The sequence below is a fragment of the Frankia nepalensis genome, from assembly GCF_016786325.1.
In the GTDB taxonomy this organism is placed as follows: Bacteria; Actinomycetota; Actinomycetes; order Frankiales; family Frankiaceae; genus Pseudofrankia; species Pseudofrankia nepalensis.
This window is the reverse complement of the sequence record NZ_JADWYU010000370.1, coordinates 1-16,348: the sequence shown is the minus strand read 5'-3', so window position 1 is coordinate 16,348 and position 16,348 is coordinate 1. Positions and strand designations below refer to the sequence as shown.

Below are 16,348 nucleotides of genomic sequence, written 5' to 3'. Positions count from 1 at the left end.
GGCCGACAGCGCCGTCAGACGGTGCCGTCGGCCGGCGCCGTCAGACGTCCATCGAGTAGGCGACGACGCCGCGGCGCAGGGCGTCCATGGCCTCCCGGGCGGTGGCGCGGACGCGGGAGCCGGCGGGGGCGACCTGGGCGATCTGGTCGAGCAGGTCGAGCAGCTGGCGCATCCAGCGGACGAAGTCGCCGGCGGTCAGCTCCAGGGCGTCCTCGCCGAGGATGCGTTCCAGCGACCGCCCGTTCGCCCAGCCGTGGGCGGCGGTGACGAAGCCGAGCTGCGGCGGGCGCAGGAAGTCGAGGCCGTGGGCGTCCTCGACCGCCGACAGCCGGGTGTAGAGGCGGGTGGTCTCGGCGAGCGCCTCGCGCAGCGCCGGGTCGCCGGGCAGGGCCGGCATCGACAGGTCGTCGCCGCGCGGCTCGAACACCAGCGTCGAGACGGCCGCGGCGAGCCCCGCGGGGGTCAGCGGCTCCCAGATCTCCTGGTCGAGGCAGAACGCGACGAGCAGGTCCTGCTCGGTGTAGATCCGGGCCAGCCGGGCGCCCCGCGCGGTGACCGTGTCGCCGTCGAGGTAGTCGAGCTCCGTCAGCGCCGCGCGGACCCGGTCGAAGGTGCGGGCGACCGTGTTCGTCCGGCCCTCGACCTTGCGGGCCAGCGCCTCGGTCTCGCGGCGCAGCCGGGCCGCCCGCTCGGCCTTGCGCAGGTGCTCCTCGCGGCGCGGGCAGTCATGCACCGGGTGGGCGCGCAGCGCGCGGCGCAGCCGGGCGAGCTCCGCGTCGTCCGCGGCCGCCGCCCGGGCCCGTTCCCGCTTGCCCGGCTCGGCGCGCAGCTCGGCGGCGTGCAGCGACGACGCCAGGTCGCGGCGCGACCGGGCGTCGCGCGGGTTGAACGTGCGCGGCACCCGCACCCGGCCCAGCGGTTCGACGGCCACCGGGAAGTCGACCAGCGACAGCCGCCTGACCTGCCGGTCGGCGGTGAGCACCACCGGGGTCGGCTCGTCCCGGGAGCGCGGGTCGACCTTCACGTCGAGCACGACCGCCAGGCCCATCCGCCGCCCGGCGGGCACCCGGACCACGTCGCCGGTGCGCAGCCGCGCCAGCGACTCGGCGGCCGCGGCCCGCGCCGTCGCCGCGCCCTCCCTGGACAGCCGCCGTTCCCGGTCCCGGATCTCGCGGCGGATCTGGTCGTAGTCGAGCGCCGAGCCCCGGTCGCACTCGACCTCGGCGGTCAGCTCGTCAAGCGCCGCGGTGTTGCGCCGCACCTGGCGGGCCAGCCCCACGACGGCCCGGTCGGCCTGGAACTGGGCGAACGACGACTCGAGCACGGTGCGGGCGCGGGCGGCGCCGAGCCGGCCGACCAGGTTGACGGCCATGTTGTAGGACGGGCGGAACGACGAGCGCAGCGGGTAGGTGCGGGTCGAGGCGAGCCCGGCGACCGCCAGCGGGTCCAGGCCCGGCTGCCACAGCACGACCGCGTGGCCCTCGACGTCGATCCCGCGCCGCCCGGCCCGGCCGGTGAGCTGGGTGTACTCGCCCGGGGTGATGTCGGCCCTGGTCTGGCCGTTGAACTTCGTCAGCCGTTCCAGGACGACGGTGCGCGCCGGCATGTTGATGCCCAGCGCCAGTGTCTCGGTGGCGAACACGGCGCGGACCAGGCCGCGCACGAACAGCTCCTCGACGACCTCCTTGAACACGGGCAGCATGCCGGCGTGGTGCGCGGCCAGCCCCCGTTCCAGCCCGTCGAGCCACTCCCAGTAGCCCAGCACCCGCAGGTCGCCGTCGGGGATGCCGGCGACGCGGGACCGCGCGTGGGCACGGATCGTGGCCGTCTGCTCGGCGGTCGTCAGCCGCAGCCCGGCCAGGACGCAGGCGGCGACCGCCGCGTCGCAGCCGGCCCGGCTGAACACGAAGGTGATCGCGGGCAGCAGGCCGTCCCGGTCGAGCCGCTCGATGACCTGCGGCCGGCTCGGCACCCACATCCGCCGCCGGGGCGGCCCGGAGCGCCCCGGCCGGCCGGGGCGGGACCAGTCGCCGGCCCCCGTGCTCTCCAGCCGGGCCAGGCGCAGCAGCTCCGGGTTCACGGGCCGGCCGTCGGCGCCCGCCGGGGCGGCCGGCCGCTCCCCCGCGCCCGGCTCGCGCCCCTGGCGGGCCTGGTCGGTGTCGCGCTGGTCCCGGCCCGCCGGCCGGCCCCGCTCCGCCCGGCCATCCCGGCCGTCCCGGCCGCCGCGGGCGCGGTCGCGCTGCCCGGGCCCGCCGCCGCGCGCCCGGCTGGCCGGCTCGAGCGCCCGCGGCACGCCGGCGCCGCCGACGGGGGCGGAGTCCTCGACGAACAGGTCGTAGAGCGTCCGGTCGGCGAGCACGTGCTGCCACAGCGGCACCGGGCGGTGCTCGGAGAGGATCACCCTGGTGTGGCCGCGGACCGTGACGAGCCACTGGGCGAACTCCTCGGCGTTGCTCACCGTCGCCGACAGCGACACCACCTGGACGTGCGCCGGCAGATGGATGATCACCTCCTCCCAGACGGCGCCGCGCTGCCGGTCGGCGAGGTAGTGCACCTCGTCCATGACGACGTAGGCGAGGTCGTCGAGCCGGCGGCTGCGCTCCGGGGTGGCGTAGAGCATGTTGCGCAGCACCTCGGTGGTCATCACGACCACCGGCGCGTCGCCGTTGCGGGAGGTGTCCCCGGTGAGCAGGCCGACGTTGGCGGCGCCGTGGGCGGCCACCAGGTCGGCGTACTTCTGGTTCGACAGCGCCTTGATCGGGGTGGTGTAGAAGCAGCGCCGGCCGCCGCGCAGGGCGAGGAACGCGGCGAACTCGCCGACGATCGTCTTGCCGGCGCCGGTGGGCGCCGCGACCAGCACCCCCTCGCCGGCGGCGAGCGCCTCGCAGGCCTCGATCTGGAACGGGTCGAGGCCGAACGAGTAGCGCGCCGCGAAGTCCGCCAGCGCCGCCGGGTCGGCGGCCGTGGGCCTGGCCCGGCCCTCTTCGCCCTCGAGCTCCAGATCGAGCTCGAGCTCGGCGGCCAGCTCGGCCGTCAGCTCGTCGGCCGGGGCCGCGGCGGCGGGCCGCGCCTCGCGGCTGGCCAGCTCCTCGGTGTAGGAGAACTGGTCGGGGTCGGCGAGTTCGTCGGCCGGCGTGGCATCGCCCGTCTCGCCGGACCCGGGGGCGGCTGTGGCGGGCGCGCTGGGCGGCCGCTCGGCATGCGCGGGGCGGTCGACGAACTCGTCCCCGCCACCGTCCGGTCCCGGCACGGCGCCGACTTCCTCACCCGGCTCGGGCGGCAGGGAGGTCACGTCTTCAGATTACGGGACCGGCCCGGCGCGCCCGCCCGGCCGCCGCGCGCCCCGGCGCCCCGGCACTCAGACGATCGCCCAGGTGCCGTCGCCGGGAACGCTCAGGTGACGTCGCCGGGGCCGCTGTCGGCGGTGGCGCGGGCGGGCTCGGCCTGGGCCAGCGCGGCGAGCTGCTTGCGGGCCTTTCGGCCGGCCCGGCCGTCCTGCCGGGCGCGCACCTCCAGGGCGGCCCGGCGCTGGCTCTCGCCGGAGTCGTCGAAGTCGAGCGGCGAGGCGTCGTCGTCGTCGAGGTCGGAGTAGACGGAGTCGTCGCCGCGCAGCCGCTTGCGCCGGTCGTTGAACCAGCCGACGAGCAGTGCCACCTCGTAGAGGAGCACCATCGGCAGGCCGAGCGCGAGCATCGTGAACGGGTCCTGGCTGGGCGTCACGATCGCGGCGAACACGAACGTCAGGAAGATCTCGGCCCGCCGCCACGACCGCAGCCGCTTCGTCGTGACCACCCCGGCCAGGTTGAGCATGCAGACCAGCAGCGGCACCTCGAACGACAGGCCGAAGATCACCAACATCGCCAGTGCGTAGCTGAGGTACTTGTTCGCGTCGAGGGCGCTGATCAGTTCGTCGCCCGCGAAGCCGAGCAGCAGGCGCAGGCCGGTCTCCAGCGTGATGTAGGCGAAGAAGCCGCCGATCACGAACAGCGCCAGCGAGCACACCACGAACGTCAGTGACCAGCGACGCTCGTGCCGGTGCAGGCCGGGCGTGATGAACGACCAGAGCTGGTAGAGCCATACGGGGGCGGAGACCACGGCGGCCGCGATCGCCGAGACCTTCAGGTTGATCATGAAGGCGTCGATGACGCCGAAGACATAGAGCCGGCAGCCCTGGCCCTCGTCGAACTTGACCCGGATGTCGGCCGGAAGCTTGCAGTACGGCGCGGTCAGCCAGCCCAGGATCGTCTCCCGGAAGATGAAGCAGACGACGAACGCCGCGACGAACGCGAGCAGGGCCTTGGCGAGCCGGTTACGCAGCTCGCGCAGGTGCTCGGTGAGCGGCATCCGGCTGTCTTCCACCGTGCGGGTGCGCCGGTTGTTGACGGACGCCGCGACCTTCCGAGGCGTGGGGATGCCTGGCACGGGCGGCCGCTCCTGGTCGGTGTCGGACCGACCCTCCCGGGGCGGCGCCGCCGCGCCCGAGGCCAGGGTCGGTCCTGGCTGCTGGGTTACACATGGGGATGGCGGAACGCCTCGGGGCGCGCCGCCCCTAGGGTCCCTGCCGGCCCGGGCCGCGCCACCGGCGCCATGGGCCTCGTCCACCGGGCGGACACGGCCGTGACCCTGTCGCGCGAGGATGGGCCGTCGCGCCGCTACCGGCGTGTCGGTCCGACGGCGGGCAGGCCAGGCCCGCCCAGCCGCCTGGTCAGCTCTGCTTCGGGGCTTCCACCGGAGCGGCGCCGTTGGCGGACGGGGTGACCACCGGCGCGGGCGGGCTGAGCTCCGCGACCGGCGTCGCGACCGGCGTCGGCGACGGCTGCGGAGCCGGCGTCACGTCGTCCTCGCGCAGGCCCTTCGTCTCCGCCTTGAAGATCCGCAGCGAGCGGCCCAGCGACCGCGAGGCCTCGGGCAGCTTCTTCGCCCCGAACAGCACCAGCACGACGATCGCGATGATGATGATCTCGGTCGTACCCAGATTCGGCATGGCAGACGTCCTCCGGTGTCCGATGACCGGTGCGGCGACCGGTGCGAGCCTGATGCTACGTCGTGAGCATAGGTCGGAACAGACGTCGCCCAGGTATCCCACAGGTGACGGAATCACACTGCACCTGTGTCTACCTGCATCTCCTAACACAACTGGGCCCGGCGCGACCACCATCCCGCCAGGTCAGACCGGCCCGGCGCGCCGGAGGCCACGCCCCGCCGGCGGTTGCCCGGGGCCACTTCGCCCGGCGCGGCGCCGGCCGCCTCGTTCCCCGCCGCCGCGCGGGCGGGATCAGCCCGCGGAGCGGTCGGCGAGGCGGCCCATCACCTCGGCGGTGTCGATCCGGGCCGACAGCGCCGTGGTCTCCGCCGACAGGCCGGACACCCGCTCCTTGAGCTCGTCGGCGGTCGCGCGCACCGTGCGCACCTTGCGCCACAACGCCAGCGCGCACAGCACCATCACCAGCAGTGACCCGACGATCAGGGCGACGTCGACCAGAACCCACCGCATGCCGATCACCCTACCCGCCGGCCGGCGCCGGCCGGCCCGTCGGCGCCCAGCCGGCCGGGGCGTCGTCGTAGGCGGTCAGCGCCTTGCGGGCCGCGTCGTGGATCTCCGTGGCCAGCGCCGGCGGGCCGACGACCCGCGCGTCGCCACCGAGGCCGAGCAGCAGCCGGCGCAGCCACGCCGTGCCGGTCGCGTACAGCGTCATCCGCAGCCCGCCGTCGGGCAGTTCGGTGGTCGACTCGACCGGGTAGTGGTCGGCCGGCCAGCGGGCCCTGGCGGCCAGGTCCACGACGGCGAGCAGGTCACCGGGGCCGGGGGTGAAGATCCCGGCGCTGGTGTCGCGGGCGCGCGCGGTCGGCGGCGGGGCGGCGGGCGCCTCGAGCAGGCGCACCCCGGCGGCGCCGCCGAGGATCCCGTCGAGGCGGAACATCCGGACCGCCTCGGCCTGGTGGCACCACCCCTCCAGGTACCAGTGGCCGTCCGTGGCCAGCAGCCGCATCGGGTCGACGTCGCGCTCGGTGACCTCGTCACGCGACCAGACCAGGTAGCGCAGGTGCACCCGCCGCCGCTCCCGCAGCGCCCGCTGGAGCACGGCCAGCACCTCGTTCGGCGCGTCGAGCTTGACCCGGACCTGCTCGGCCGGGCGGCTGCCGATCGCCCGCTCGACCCGTTCGACGGCGCGCGCCACCGCGGCCCGGCCGGCCAGCCCCGGCAGGTCCGCGAGCGCGCGGGCGGCGACGACCAGCGCGGTCGCCTCGTCCACGGTCAGCCGCAGCGGCCGGTCGAGCGTCTGCGGGTCGACGACGGTGATCTGCCCGCCCTCGTAGGAGATGTCGATCAGGTCGCCGGGCGCGCCGCCGGGCAGCCCGCACAGGAACAGCAGGTCCAGGTCGTCGCGCAGCTGGCGCGGGGTGATCCCGAAGGCGGCGGCGGCCTCGTCGACGGACACCCCGGGCCGGGCCCGCAGCCAGGGCACCAAGGCGAGCAGCCGGGACAGCCGGTCGTCCGACGGCGCCTCCTGCCGGGCCCGCCGCTCGGCGCGCGGCCGGGCCGCCGGGCCGTCGACCCGCCGCTGGCCGGGCCCCGTGGCGTCGGCCTGTTCCGCGTCGGCCTGTTCCGCGTCGGCCTGTTCCGCGTCGGCCGGGGCCACGGCGGCGGGCGGGCGGGGCCGGCCCGCCGCGGACGCCGCGGCGTCGGCGGCGGCGGTGAGCCGGCGCACGACCTCGGCGCGCAGGTCCGGCGGATCGAGAACGACGACGTCGGCGCCGTAGCCGGCGGCCCAGCGGGCCATCCGCTCGACGTCGGCGAACGAGATCCGCAGCAGGTCCATGTCCGCGCCGACGCCGAGGCGGTCCGCGTGGGTGCCGCCCTCGGCGGCGGGCACGGGGCGGGCGCGGCGGCGCAGCGCGTGGCCCGCGCCGAGGCGGACCGCCAGCGTCGCCGCGCGCAGCCGGTCCGGGCTGGCCGACGACGCCCTCGTCACCATCGCCCGCACGTCGATCCCGTCGGGCACCCGCACCGCGCCGGACGGGCCGACCGGGCGCACGGGGCCCGCGACCCGGGACAACCGGAACACCCGCGGCGCGTCGCGCCGGCGGTCATGCCCGGCCAGGTACCAGCGGCCCCGCCAGGACAGCACCCCCCACGGCTCGACGAGCCGATCCGTGGGCTCCGCCTCGCCGGGCTTGCGGTAGGGGAAACGCACGGCCTGGCGGGCCTGGACGGCGGCGAGGCACGGCTCGAACGCCGGCTCGGCGGCGTCGACCCGCGGCTCGAGGCCGTCCAGGCCGAACAGCTCCGCCGGCCCCGGAGCGACCGCGCTGGCCGCCGCGCGGCCGGGGGCGCCGGGCGGCGGGCTGGTGGTGGCGCCGCCGGCGGCGAGCTTGCGCAGGGCGCTGGCCGCCGGGGCCGCCAGCGACGCCGTCGACCACAGCCGCGCGGCGAGCGCCAAGGCCGCCGCCTCGTCGGGGGAGAGCAGGATCTCCGGCAGCGCGTAGTCGTCCCGCCGGATCCGGTAGCCGACCTCGTCGCCGAACGAGTCCGCCCCGGTCTCCAGCGGAATGCCCAGGTCACGCAGGTACTGCTTGTCCCGCTCGAACATCCGGCGGAACGCCTCGTGCTCGTCGCCGCCATGCCCCGGCTCGTAGCCCTCGACCATGTCGCCGATCTCGGACACGGTGAGGAACCTCGACGTCGCCATCAGGCACATCGTCAGGTTGAGCAGCCGCTCCAGCCGTCGACGGGACACACCCCGTGAGGTTAATCGCCGAACGGGCGACCGGAACCCGCCACCCCCGGCAGAGGCAACAGCCAGGGCGGCTGGGGAGACCTGGCGGCCGGTGAAACGGGGCCCCGGGCCGCCGCCCGACGATACGCCGCGGCGGGCCGGCGGCGGTCCCTGGCCGCGGGTCACGCCCCCGTCCGCGCCTCGGGGGCGCGCCGGTGGGCGATCTCGTGAACCTGCTCGCGCAGCACGGTCGTCGTGGCCTCGACCCACCGGGCCACCACCGCGAGTTCCCCCGCGCTGAACTGGGCCGTGACGCCGGCCATCGCCCGCTGGAGCCGGGCGAAGGCCGCGGCCACGTCGGGCGACGCCGGATCGGTCGCCACGATCGTCAGCCGCCGGCGGTCGTCGCCGTCACGCTCCCGGCGCGCCAGCCCGGCCGCCTCCAGCCGGTCCACGAGGCCCGTGACCGCGCCAGGCGTCAGGCCGGTGCGCGCCGCCAGCCGGGTCGCGGACATGGGGCCCTCGCGGCGCAGGATCCCGAGCGCCTTGTGATCGGTGGCGCTGAGCCCCATGAGCGAGCCGATCGCGTCGTGGAAAAGGACCACGGCGTCGCTGAGCTCGGCGCCCAGGCGCGCCCCGGCGCCGGGACCCGCGTCCGTTGACATGGCCTCATCCTCCACCCCAAGATACATTTTAGCTGGCTGAACTATTCAGCAATCTGAAGGATCTGACCGTGAGGGACCTGTCGTGAAGGATGTGGTCGGGATGCGCGTGGGGTTCGTCGAGGCGGGTGACGTCCTCTGCCGGGCCTTGGGCTTCTTCGGCCGGCGCTACCTGGTGATCGCCGCCTTCGGAGCGCTCGCGTCGGCGCAGCGTTTCCTCGCCGTCAGCGAGGACGAGCGGTTCGCGTTCGCCGCCGGCGCCGGCGGCGAGATCTTCACCGCGGCCGTCCGGCTGGCGTTCCTCGGCTGGCTCGCCCACACGCTCCTGGGCTACACGCCGGTGCCCTGGTCTCAGGCGGGGGCACGGCTGTCGCGGTTCGCCGAGGCCCGCTGGCCGATGCTGGTGGCGAGCGGCGTGATCCTGGTCGCCCTGACGGTGGTGTTCAAGGGGATACCCGACGCCGCCATCGCCGGCCTGGCCGAGGAGAACCGCGCGCGGGCCCGGTCCTGGGAGCTGGCGGTCAAGAACGTGACCATCATCCCGTTCGTGATGACCTGGCTCACCATGATCGTTCGGGTGGCGCTGGACGCCGGCGCCACCCTCGCCGCCCCGGAGCCGACCTCGGCCCCGCGCCGACCAGCCGGCTAGCCCGCCCGCGCCGTCACGGCGGTCCGGCCCGCCGCCGGCGCGGGCGGCCCACGACCGTCGCCGCGTCCGCCCACCCGGGACGGGGCGGGCCGCGCACGAGACCGCGCCGGCCCGCCGGGAGGACGGTCAGCGGGTGGCGGTCGGGTCGGTCGCGGGGCTGGTGGCCCCGGGGCTGGAGGTCACGGGGCTGGAGGTCACGGGGCTGGTGGCCTCGGGGCTCGCCGCGCCGCCAGACACCGAGCCGTCGACATCCAGCAGGTCGACGACGAACACGATCGTGTCGTCGACCTTGATGTCACCACGGCCGCCGACCGGCCCGTAGCCCAGCGCCGGCGGGATCACGATCAGCCGCCGGCCGCCGACCCGCATCCCCTCGATCGCGTCCTCGGCGCTGCCGCCGATCCCCAGGCCGAACCCGGTGATCACCTGGGTCAGCGGGAACTCCGCCGGCACCCCGCTGTCCCAGGAGGCGTCGAACTGGGCGCCGGTGTTCCACAGCGCCCCGACGTAGTTGACCACGACCGTGCTCGAGGCGCTGGCCAGGGCGCCCTGGCCGACCACCAGGTCCTTGACCGTCAGCTCGGCCGGCGGCACCCCCACACCCGCGGCGATCGCCGGCTTGACGGTCAGGTTGGTCGGGTTGCCCACCTCCGGCAGGACGGTCGCGGGCTCGACGACCACCGTCGCCGTCGGCACCGGGGCCGCGGCCGTGCCGTCCGGGGCGGTGCTCGACGAGCAACCCGCCACGGCCGCCGCGAGCAGGACCCCGGCCGCCACGGCGGAGACGGCGGCGCGCCGCCCACGCCCGCCAGGCGCGACGCCGGCGCCGGCCGGCGAGGACGGGGTGAAAGGCGCGGGAGAAAAGCTCGTGGTCACGGCTGGCGGCGTCCTTCGCGGGGTGACGAGCAGGGATTTCGCGCATCCTTCCAGACCGCCCCCATCCCCCGCGCGACCTCTCCACCCGCCGCTACCGCCGGCCCACACACCGACAACGCCCACCCGCCGACCCCGCAACCGGACCAGGAAGACCACGGCCGACCAGAGCAAATACCGCCACCAACCGGCGAAACCGGCCCACGCACGCCACCAACAGCGAATTCGCGCCCGTAAACCGTCAGCAGACAGCGCAACCGCACCCACTCACCATCACCCACCGGCCAACGAAACCCGACCCGCAAACCGCAACCAACGGCGAACACCTATCCACAAACCGTCACCAAATGTCCACCACACCCACGCACCGCCACCCATCAGGCAACGCAGCCTGCCCTACCAACCGCGACCAACAGCGAACTTACGTCCACGAACCGTCACCAAAATGCTCATCGCATCCACGCGCCGCCGCCCATCACGTAACGCAATCCGGCCCGCAAACCGCAACCAACAGCGAACACAAACCCACGGAACGTCACCAGACGACGAAACCGGACTCACGCACCGGCGCCAGACAGCGAAACCCAGCCCCCAAACCGACCGCCATCGACGACCGACCACGGATTTCCGTGGCCCGCCACGGCACCAGCCGGGACAGATCGTGGATGATCTTAGGCGCTCCGCCACCCGACAACCAAACCCAGCCCACAAACCGACCTCGGTCCACGACCGACCACGGATTTCCGTGGCCCGCCACGGCACCAGCCGGGACAGATCGTGGATGATCTTAGGCGCTCCGCGTCTAAGATCATCCACGATCACATGCTGGCGATGAGCTTGTCGACCCGGTCGTCGACGGCGCGGAACGGGTCCTTGCACAGCACCGTCCGCTGCGCCTGGTCGTTGAGCTTCAGATGCACCCAGTCGACGGTGAAGTCGCGGCGCTTCTCCTGCGCCCGCTTGATGAACTCGCCGCGCAGCCGCGCCCTGGTCGTCTGCGGCGGCTTCGACTTCGCCTCGAAGACGTCGAGGTCGCGGGTGACCCGCTCGACCAGCCCGGCACGTTCCATCCGGTAGTACAGGCCGCGGTCGCGATGGATGTCGTGGTACTTCAGGTCCAGCTCGGCGACCCGCGGGCTCGCCAACGACACGTCGTGCCGTGCCCGGAAACGTTCGATGAGCACGTACTTCGTCACCCAGTCGATCTCCCGGGCGACCAGTTCCAGGTCGTCGGTCTCGATCGCCAGCAGCGTCCGGCCCCACAGGTCCAGCACCCGCTTCGCGACGGCGTCTCCGCCGCGGCGCTCGACGAACTCGACCGCCTTCGCGTAGTACTCCCGCTGGATGTCGAGCGCGCTGACCTCGCGGCCGTTCGCCAGCCGGATCTTGCGCTGGCAGGTCATGTCGTGGCTGACCTCGCGGATCGCCCGGATCGGGTTCTCCAGCGTCATGTCGCGCAGCACGACGCCCGCCTCGACCATGCGCAGCACCAGGTCCGTCGCGCCGACCTTGAGGAGCATCGTCGTCTCGGACATGTTCGAGTCGCCGACGATGACGTGCAGCCGGCGGAACCGCTCGGCGTCCGCGTGCGGCTCGTCACGGGTGTTGATGATCGGCCGCGACCGGGTCGTCGCGCTCGACACCGACTCCCAGATGTGCTCCGCCCGCTGCGAGATGCAGTACACCGCGCCGCGCGGCGTCTGCAGCACCTTCCCCGCCCCGCACAGGATCTGCCGGCTCACCAGGAACGGCACCAGCACGTCCGCCAGCCGGGAGAACTCGCCGTGCCGGCCCACCAGATAGTTCTCGTGGCAGCCGTAGCTGTTGCCCGCCGAGTCGGTGTTGTTCTTGAACAGGTGGATGTCGCCGGCGATGCCCTCCTCGCGCAGCCGCCGCTCGGCCTCCACCAGCAGGCCCTCCAGGATGCGTTCCCCGGCCTTGTCATGGGTGACCAGGTCGGGAACCGAGTCGCATTCCGGCGTGGCGTACTCGGGATGACTGCCCACATCCAGGTACAGACGGGCCCCGTTCTTCAGGAACACGTTGCTGCTGCGGCCCCAGGACACGACCCGGCGGAACAGGTACCGCGCCACCTCGTCCGGGCTCAGCCGCCGCTGACCGCGGAACACGCAGGTGACGCCGTACTCGTTCTCCAGCCCGAAGATGCGGCGATCCACAGGACGACCCTATGCTCGTCGCCGCTGTCGCGCGGCCGGACGCACGCTCCATCCCCGGGAATTCGTCACCTCCACCCGACCCCGGTCACTTAGCGGCAGAAATCCGGACGTCCCGGTTACCGGCGGCGACAACGGGCAGCCGCGCGGCCCACCGCCGTCCACGGCCGCCCAGCACCCGGCCGGCACGCCGCGGGCGACCCCCCGGCCGGGGCGGCGGACTCAGCCAGCCGGCGGGCCACCCGTCGGGGACGCGGCCCGGGCGGGTCCACCGCCAGGCCGGGCCGGCTCCGGCAGCCGACCCGCTCCCCCGGTTCCCGCGCTTCCCGGCGCCCCCGGCATCTCCGGGACCGGAGTCGCCGCCGGAAGCGGGATACCCGGGAAACCGGCCGGCTCCTGGTCAGCAGCCGCGCCGCCATCCGCCCCACCGCCCCGGGTGCCGCCACCCAGCCAGCCCCGGGTGTCGCCAACCATCACCAGCGCCAGCCCCAGCGCCGCCCACACGGTCAGCACCGCCGCCGCGTCGCCGCCGCCCGCGCCGTGGAAGTAGGCCGCCGACCGCAGCAGCGTCACTCCCGCGCCCGGCGGGGCCAGCTGCCCGAGCGTCCCCCACGGGGGTGCCATCAGCTCCGGGGCGCTCGACCAGGCCGACAGCGCCGCCACCACCACGAAGAACACGAACCCGCCGGCGAGCCCCGCCGTCCCCGCCCGGGCGCCCAGCCCCAGCACGGTGCCGGCGACCGAAAGCCCCAGCAGGGTCAGCACCCCGGCGACCGCCCAGTAGGAGCCCGGCAGCACGTCCAGCCCATAGCGCAGCGCCGCCGCGCCCGACGTCCCCGCCGCGGCCGAAAGCCCCACCAGCCCCGCCAGCCGGGCCGAGCGGCGCGGCGTCGCCCGCGCGAGCAGCACCCCGCCCGCCGCGATCACCAGCACCATCGGCAGGTAACCCGCGGACAGCCCGCCGCCGACATGGTCGGCCGGCGCGTTCGGCACCACATCCACCACCGGGATGTCCGCGTTCGGCGCCACCTGCGCCATCGCGTGCCGCATCGCCTCGGACACCGCCGGGCTCGCCGCCGAGGCGACGTGCAGCGACAGCCCGCCTGGGCCGAGCACGAACGCGGCATACGCCTCACGGGCCCGCAGCGCCCGGTCGGCGGCCTCCCCATCGGCGACCACCGTCACCCGCAGCGCCCCCGGCTCGGCGTCCGACAGCTGCGCGGCCAGCGCCCGGGCCGGCTCGGCGGGGCCCGCAGCCAGCACCGGCAGGCCGTGCGGGCTCAGGCCCGTCACCGTCCACCCGTACAGGCTGGTGAGCATCCCGACCAGCAGCGCCATCCCGACGGCCACCGCCAACAGCCGCCGGACCTCCCCCGCCGGCCGGCCGCCGCCCGGCCCCGACAGCACGTCCGCCCCTGCCTGCCCCGCCAGCCTGCCGGCCCGCCCACCGCCGGTCCCGGTGCCCCGCGGGCCGGTACTCCGCGGCCCGGTACCGCGCGGTCCGGTGCCCCGGCCGGAGGCGCGATGTCTCGGCCCACCGCCCGGCTCGGCCGCCGGCTCCCGGTCGTCCCCGCCGCCCGCGACGCGTCGCCCCTGCTTCAGCACCAGGCCCTCCCACCCGTGGCGTGCCCCCGGCAGACGCCACCACCCTCACCCTGCGCGACCATCCGCGCCGATCCTGTGGCAGCAGGCGGGCGGGCGCACGCGCCGGGCCGCGTGTCGCCACGAACCCGCGACCCAGGCCAGGGCAGACCGCCGACAGCCGGACAACCCGCGCCCGCGCGGCCCACCCGGCGAACCCGCCGCCGCCCCGGCCGGACGGCGGCCCCGCCGACGCGGCGCGCGCCCAGCCGGGAGGATGGACCCATGACCGACGCCCCCAGCACCCCCGTCGACCTCGCCGCGCCGGACGGCACGCCGCTGACGGTCTGCGCCCCCGGCGGCGGCCGGGCGCCGCGCGGCGGCGTCGTCGTCGTCCACGACGCCCGCGGCATCACCCCGTACCTGCGCTCCGTCTGCGCCAGGCTCGCCGAGGCCGGCTGGCTCGCCGCCGCGCCGCACCTCTACCACCGGCAGGGCATCACCGAGACCCCGGCGGCCGGCGGCTGGCCGAGCGCCGCCCAGGACATGCTCGTCTTCACCGGCGCCGGCCTCGCGGCCGACGTCGACGCGGCGCTTGGCCACCTGGCCGCCGCGGGCGCCGGCGACGACCGCCGCGCGATCGTCGGCTTCTGCATGGGCGGCACCGTCGCGCTCGCCACCGCGACCCGCCGCCCACTCGCCGCCGCGATCTCGTTCTACGGCGGCGCCGTCACCACCCCCTACTGGGACGGCGTCCCGCCGCTGGCCGAGCTCGCCCCCTCGCTGAAGGGCCCCTGGCTCGGGCTCTACGGCGAAGAAGACCCGCTGATCAGCCTCGACGAGATCAAGGCCCTGCGCGCCGCCGCCGCGCGCGCCGCCGTCCCCACCGAGCTCGTCAGCTACCCCGGCGCCGGCCACGCCTTCCACAGCGACGACCGCGCCGCCGTGTACCGCCCCGACGCGGCCGCCGACGCCTGGGCCCGCGCGCTGGCCTTCCTCGACAGCCACCTGGGCCACGACAGCCACCTGGCCTGAGCCCGCCCCGCCCAGGGCGGAAAACCCGGTGAGAGGGATCGGCCAGCGGTGCTATGGTCAGCGCCGAGCCGGAGCGGACCGCGAGCCCGCCCGGCCGGTCCCACCCCGGAGGAGTGAACGCCATGGCCGCCGTGCCGGTCGTCGCCACGCGCGACAGGACACCGACCATCCGTTCCTCGGGTAGCCGCTGAGGCGCTCGTCTCCTGGGTCCCACCGGGATCCGGCCGCAAGACGACCGGCGGCACCCCCGCCCACAGGGGTACTGCGTTGTCTTCTCACCGTCGGTCCGCGCGCCCGCGGACCACTGACCTCACCCTGCTTTCCGACACCACGCCGATCTCGGACATCACGCCGCCCGCCCCCGCCGCGCCGGCAGGGCCGCCGCGAGCGGGCCAGCGCGGCGCCTGCCGCTACGGCTGGACCGACGAGGCCGAAACGGCGTTCACCGCGCACCGGGCCGCCGGGCTCGTCCCGGCCCGCGTCGCGCGGGCGCACCGCGGCGGCTGCGACGTCGTCCTCGGCGGGCGGCACTCCCCCACCGTCCCTGGCGACGACAACGGCGGCTATGGCTTTGGCGGCGACGAACAGATCCGCGCCGTCGTCCCGCCCAACCTCGCCGGCAGCCCGCCGTCCACCGGCGACTGGGTGGCGCTACGGCCCGCCGCCGGCGGTACCGCGGCAACCATCGCCCATGTGCTGCCCCGCCGAAGCGCGCTCGTCCGCGCCGCCGCCTCCGGCCGCTCCGACCCACAGGTGCTCGCCGCCAACGTCGACCTCGTCGCGATCGTCGTCGCGGCGGACGTCCCACCGGACCTCGGCCGCGTCGAACGGCTGCTCGCGCTCGGCTGGGAAAGCGGCGGGACTCCCCTCATCGTCCTGACCAAGGCCGACGCGCCGGGCCACGACCCCGCCGGCGCGCCATCGCCCCGCACCGCGACACGACACGACGAGATCGCCGCGGTCGCGCCAGGCGTCGACGTGCTCGTCACCAGCGCCGTCACCGGAGCCGGCCTCGACGCCCTCGCCGGCACGCTCGCCGGCGCGACGGCCGTGCTCGTCGGAGCGTCCGGCGCCGGCAAGTCCACCCTCGCCAACGCGCTGCTCGGCGCCGACCTGCTCGCCGTCGGCGCCGTCCGCCACACCGACGGCAAGGGCCGGCACACCACCGTCAGCCGGGAACTCGTCGCGCTGCCGACCGGCGGCGTGCTCATCGACACCCCGGGGCTGCGCGCCGTCGGCCTCTGGGACGCCGAGGACGGCCTCGGCCACGTGTTCGCCGAGATCGACGCCCTGGCGGACGACTGCCGGTTCGCCGACTGCGGGCACGTCTCCGAGCCCGGCTGCGCCGTCCTCGCCGCGGTCGACGCGGGCCACCTCCCGGCCCGCCGCCTCGACAGCTACCACAAGCTGCTGCGCGAGCAGGAATGGATGGCCGCCCGCTCCGACGCCCGGCTGCGCGCCGAACGGGAACGACGCTGGAAGGAGATCAGCCGCGCACAGCGCCGGCTCTACGAGGGCCGCGGCGGCGGCCGGCGCTGACCCCGGGCACTCGACCCGCCGGATCCGGGACGCCAGGGCGCCGCCGGCCCGGCACCGGTTCCGCGGATTCCAAGGGATCCACGGGTCCACGGGATCCACGGGGAGAGTTCCCGCGCC

12 protein-coding genes are annotated in these 16,348 nt (G+C 75.5%); 3 read left to right on the top strand and 9 right to left on the bottom strand.

Annotated features, from left to right (window positions below):
• Nucleotides 1–40 precede the first annotated feature (40 nt).
• The 6 genes from I6A81_RS41305 to I6A81_RS41280 all read right to left on the bottom strand — a co-directional run bounded on the left by I6A81_RS41305 (nucleotide 41) and on the right by I6A81_RS41280 (nucleotide 8,383).
• The gene (locus tag I6A81_RS41305) at nucleotides 41–3,001 is read right to left on the bottom strand and encodes a DEAD/DEAH box helicase (protein WP_407661478.1); all 2,961 of its coding nucleotides are present in this window, start codon (nucleotides 2,999–3,001) and stop codon (nucleotides 41–43) included.
• 392 nt (nucleotides 3,002–3,393) lie between these two features.
• Complete coding sequence (tatC, locus tag I6A81_RS41300) at nucleotides 3,394–4,422, bottom strand: twin-arginine translocase subunit TatC (RefSeq protein ID WP_203003380.1); 1,029 nt, start codon at nucleotides 4,420–4,422, stop codon at nucleotides 3,394–3,396.
• A gap of 283 nt (nucleotides 4,423–4,705) precedes the next feature.
• Entirely contained in the window at nucleotides 4,706–4,984 is a 279-nt protein-coding gene (tatA, locus tag I6A81_RS41295; RefSeq protein WP_203003379.1) for a Sec-independent protein translocase subunit TatA, read from the bottom strand.
• A 291-nt stretch (nucleotides 4,985–5,275) separates the two neighbouring features.
• Complete coding sequence (locus tag I6A81_RS41290) at nucleotides 5,276–5,494, bottom strand: hypothetical protein (protein WP_203003378.1); 219 nt, start codon at nucleotides 5,492–5,494, stop codon at nucleotides 5,276–5,278.
• A 10-nt stretch (nucleotides 5,495–5,504) separates the two neighbouring features.
• On the bottom strand, nucleotides 5,505–7,739 hold the full coding sequence (locus tag I6A81_RS45985) for a helix-turn-helix transcriptional regulator (protein ID WP_307875246.1): 2,235 nt from the start codon (nucleotides 7,737–7,739) through the stop codon (nucleotides 5,505–5,507).
• A gap of 161 nt (nucleotides 7,740–7,900) precedes the next feature.
• A complete protein-coding gene (locus I6A81_RS41280; RefSeq protein WP_203003377.1) occupies nucleotides 7,901–8,383 on the bottom strand; it encodes a MarR family winged helix-turn-helix transcriptional regulator in 483 nt (160 codons plus the stop codon).
• Between the two features lie 82 nt (nucleotides 8,384–8,465).
• On the opposite strand from I6A81_RS41280, the gene I6A81_RS41275 reads away from it, so the two are divergent.
• On the top strand, nucleotides 8,466–9,029 hold the full coding sequence (locus I6A81_RS41275; RefSeq protein WP_203003376.1) for a hypothetical protein: 564 nt from the start codon (nucleotides 8,466–8,468) through the stop codon (nucleotides 9,027–9,029).
• Between the two features lie 126 nt (nucleotides 9,030–9,155).
• Here I6A81_RS41275 and I6A81_RS41270 read toward each other — a convergent pair whose 3' ends face one another.
• The 3 genes from I6A81_RS41270 to I6A81_RS41260 all read right to left on the bottom strand — a co-directional run bounded on the left by I6A81_RS41270 (nucleotide 9,156) and on the right by I6A81_RS41260 (nucleotide 13,681).
• Nucleotides 9,156–9,905 (bottom strand): FKBP-type peptidyl-prolyl cis-trans isomerase, encoded by a 750-nt coding sequence (locus I6A81_RS41270; protein ID WP_307875245.1) that lies wholly within the window; start codon nucleotides 9,903–9,905, stop codon nucleotides 9,156–9,158.
• Between the two features lie 815 nt (nucleotides 9,906–10,720).
• Nucleotides 10,721–12,079 (bottom strand): Pup--protein ligase, encoded by a 1,359-nt coding sequence (pafA, locus tag I6A81_RS41265; RefSeq protein WP_203003375.1) that lies wholly within the window; start codon nucleotides 12,077–12,079, stop codon nucleotides 10,721–10,723.
• Between the two features lie 219 nt (nucleotides 12,080–12,298).
• Nucleotides 12,299–13,681: a hypothetical protein gene (locus tag I6A81_RS41260; protein WP_203003374.1), complete on the bottom strand. Its 1,383-nt coding sequence runs from the start codon at nucleotides 13,679–13,681 to the stop codon at nucleotides 12,299–12,301.
• Nucleotides 13,682–13,942: 261 nt separating this feature from the next.
• Here I6A81_RS41260 and I6A81_RS41255 point away from each other — a divergent pair, with 261 nt between their 5' ends.
• Together I6A81_RS41255 and rsgA are read left to right on the top strand one after the other, a co-directional pair.
• Entirely contained in the window at nucleotides 13,943–14,692 is a 750-nt protein-coding gene (locus I6A81_RS41255; protein ID WP_203003373.1) for a dienelactone hydrolase family protein, read from the top strand.
• A gap of 267 nt (nucleotides 14,693–14,959) precedes the next feature.
• The gene (gene rsgA, locus I6A81_RS41250) at nucleotides 14,960–16,231 is read left to right on the top strand and encodes a ribosome small subunit-dependent GTPase A (RefSeq protein ID WP_238429200.1); all 1,272 of its coding nucleotides are present in this window, start codon (nucleotides 14,960–14,962) and stop codon (nucleotides 16,229–16,231) included.
• Nucleotides 16,232–16,348 lie beyond the last annotated feature (117 nt).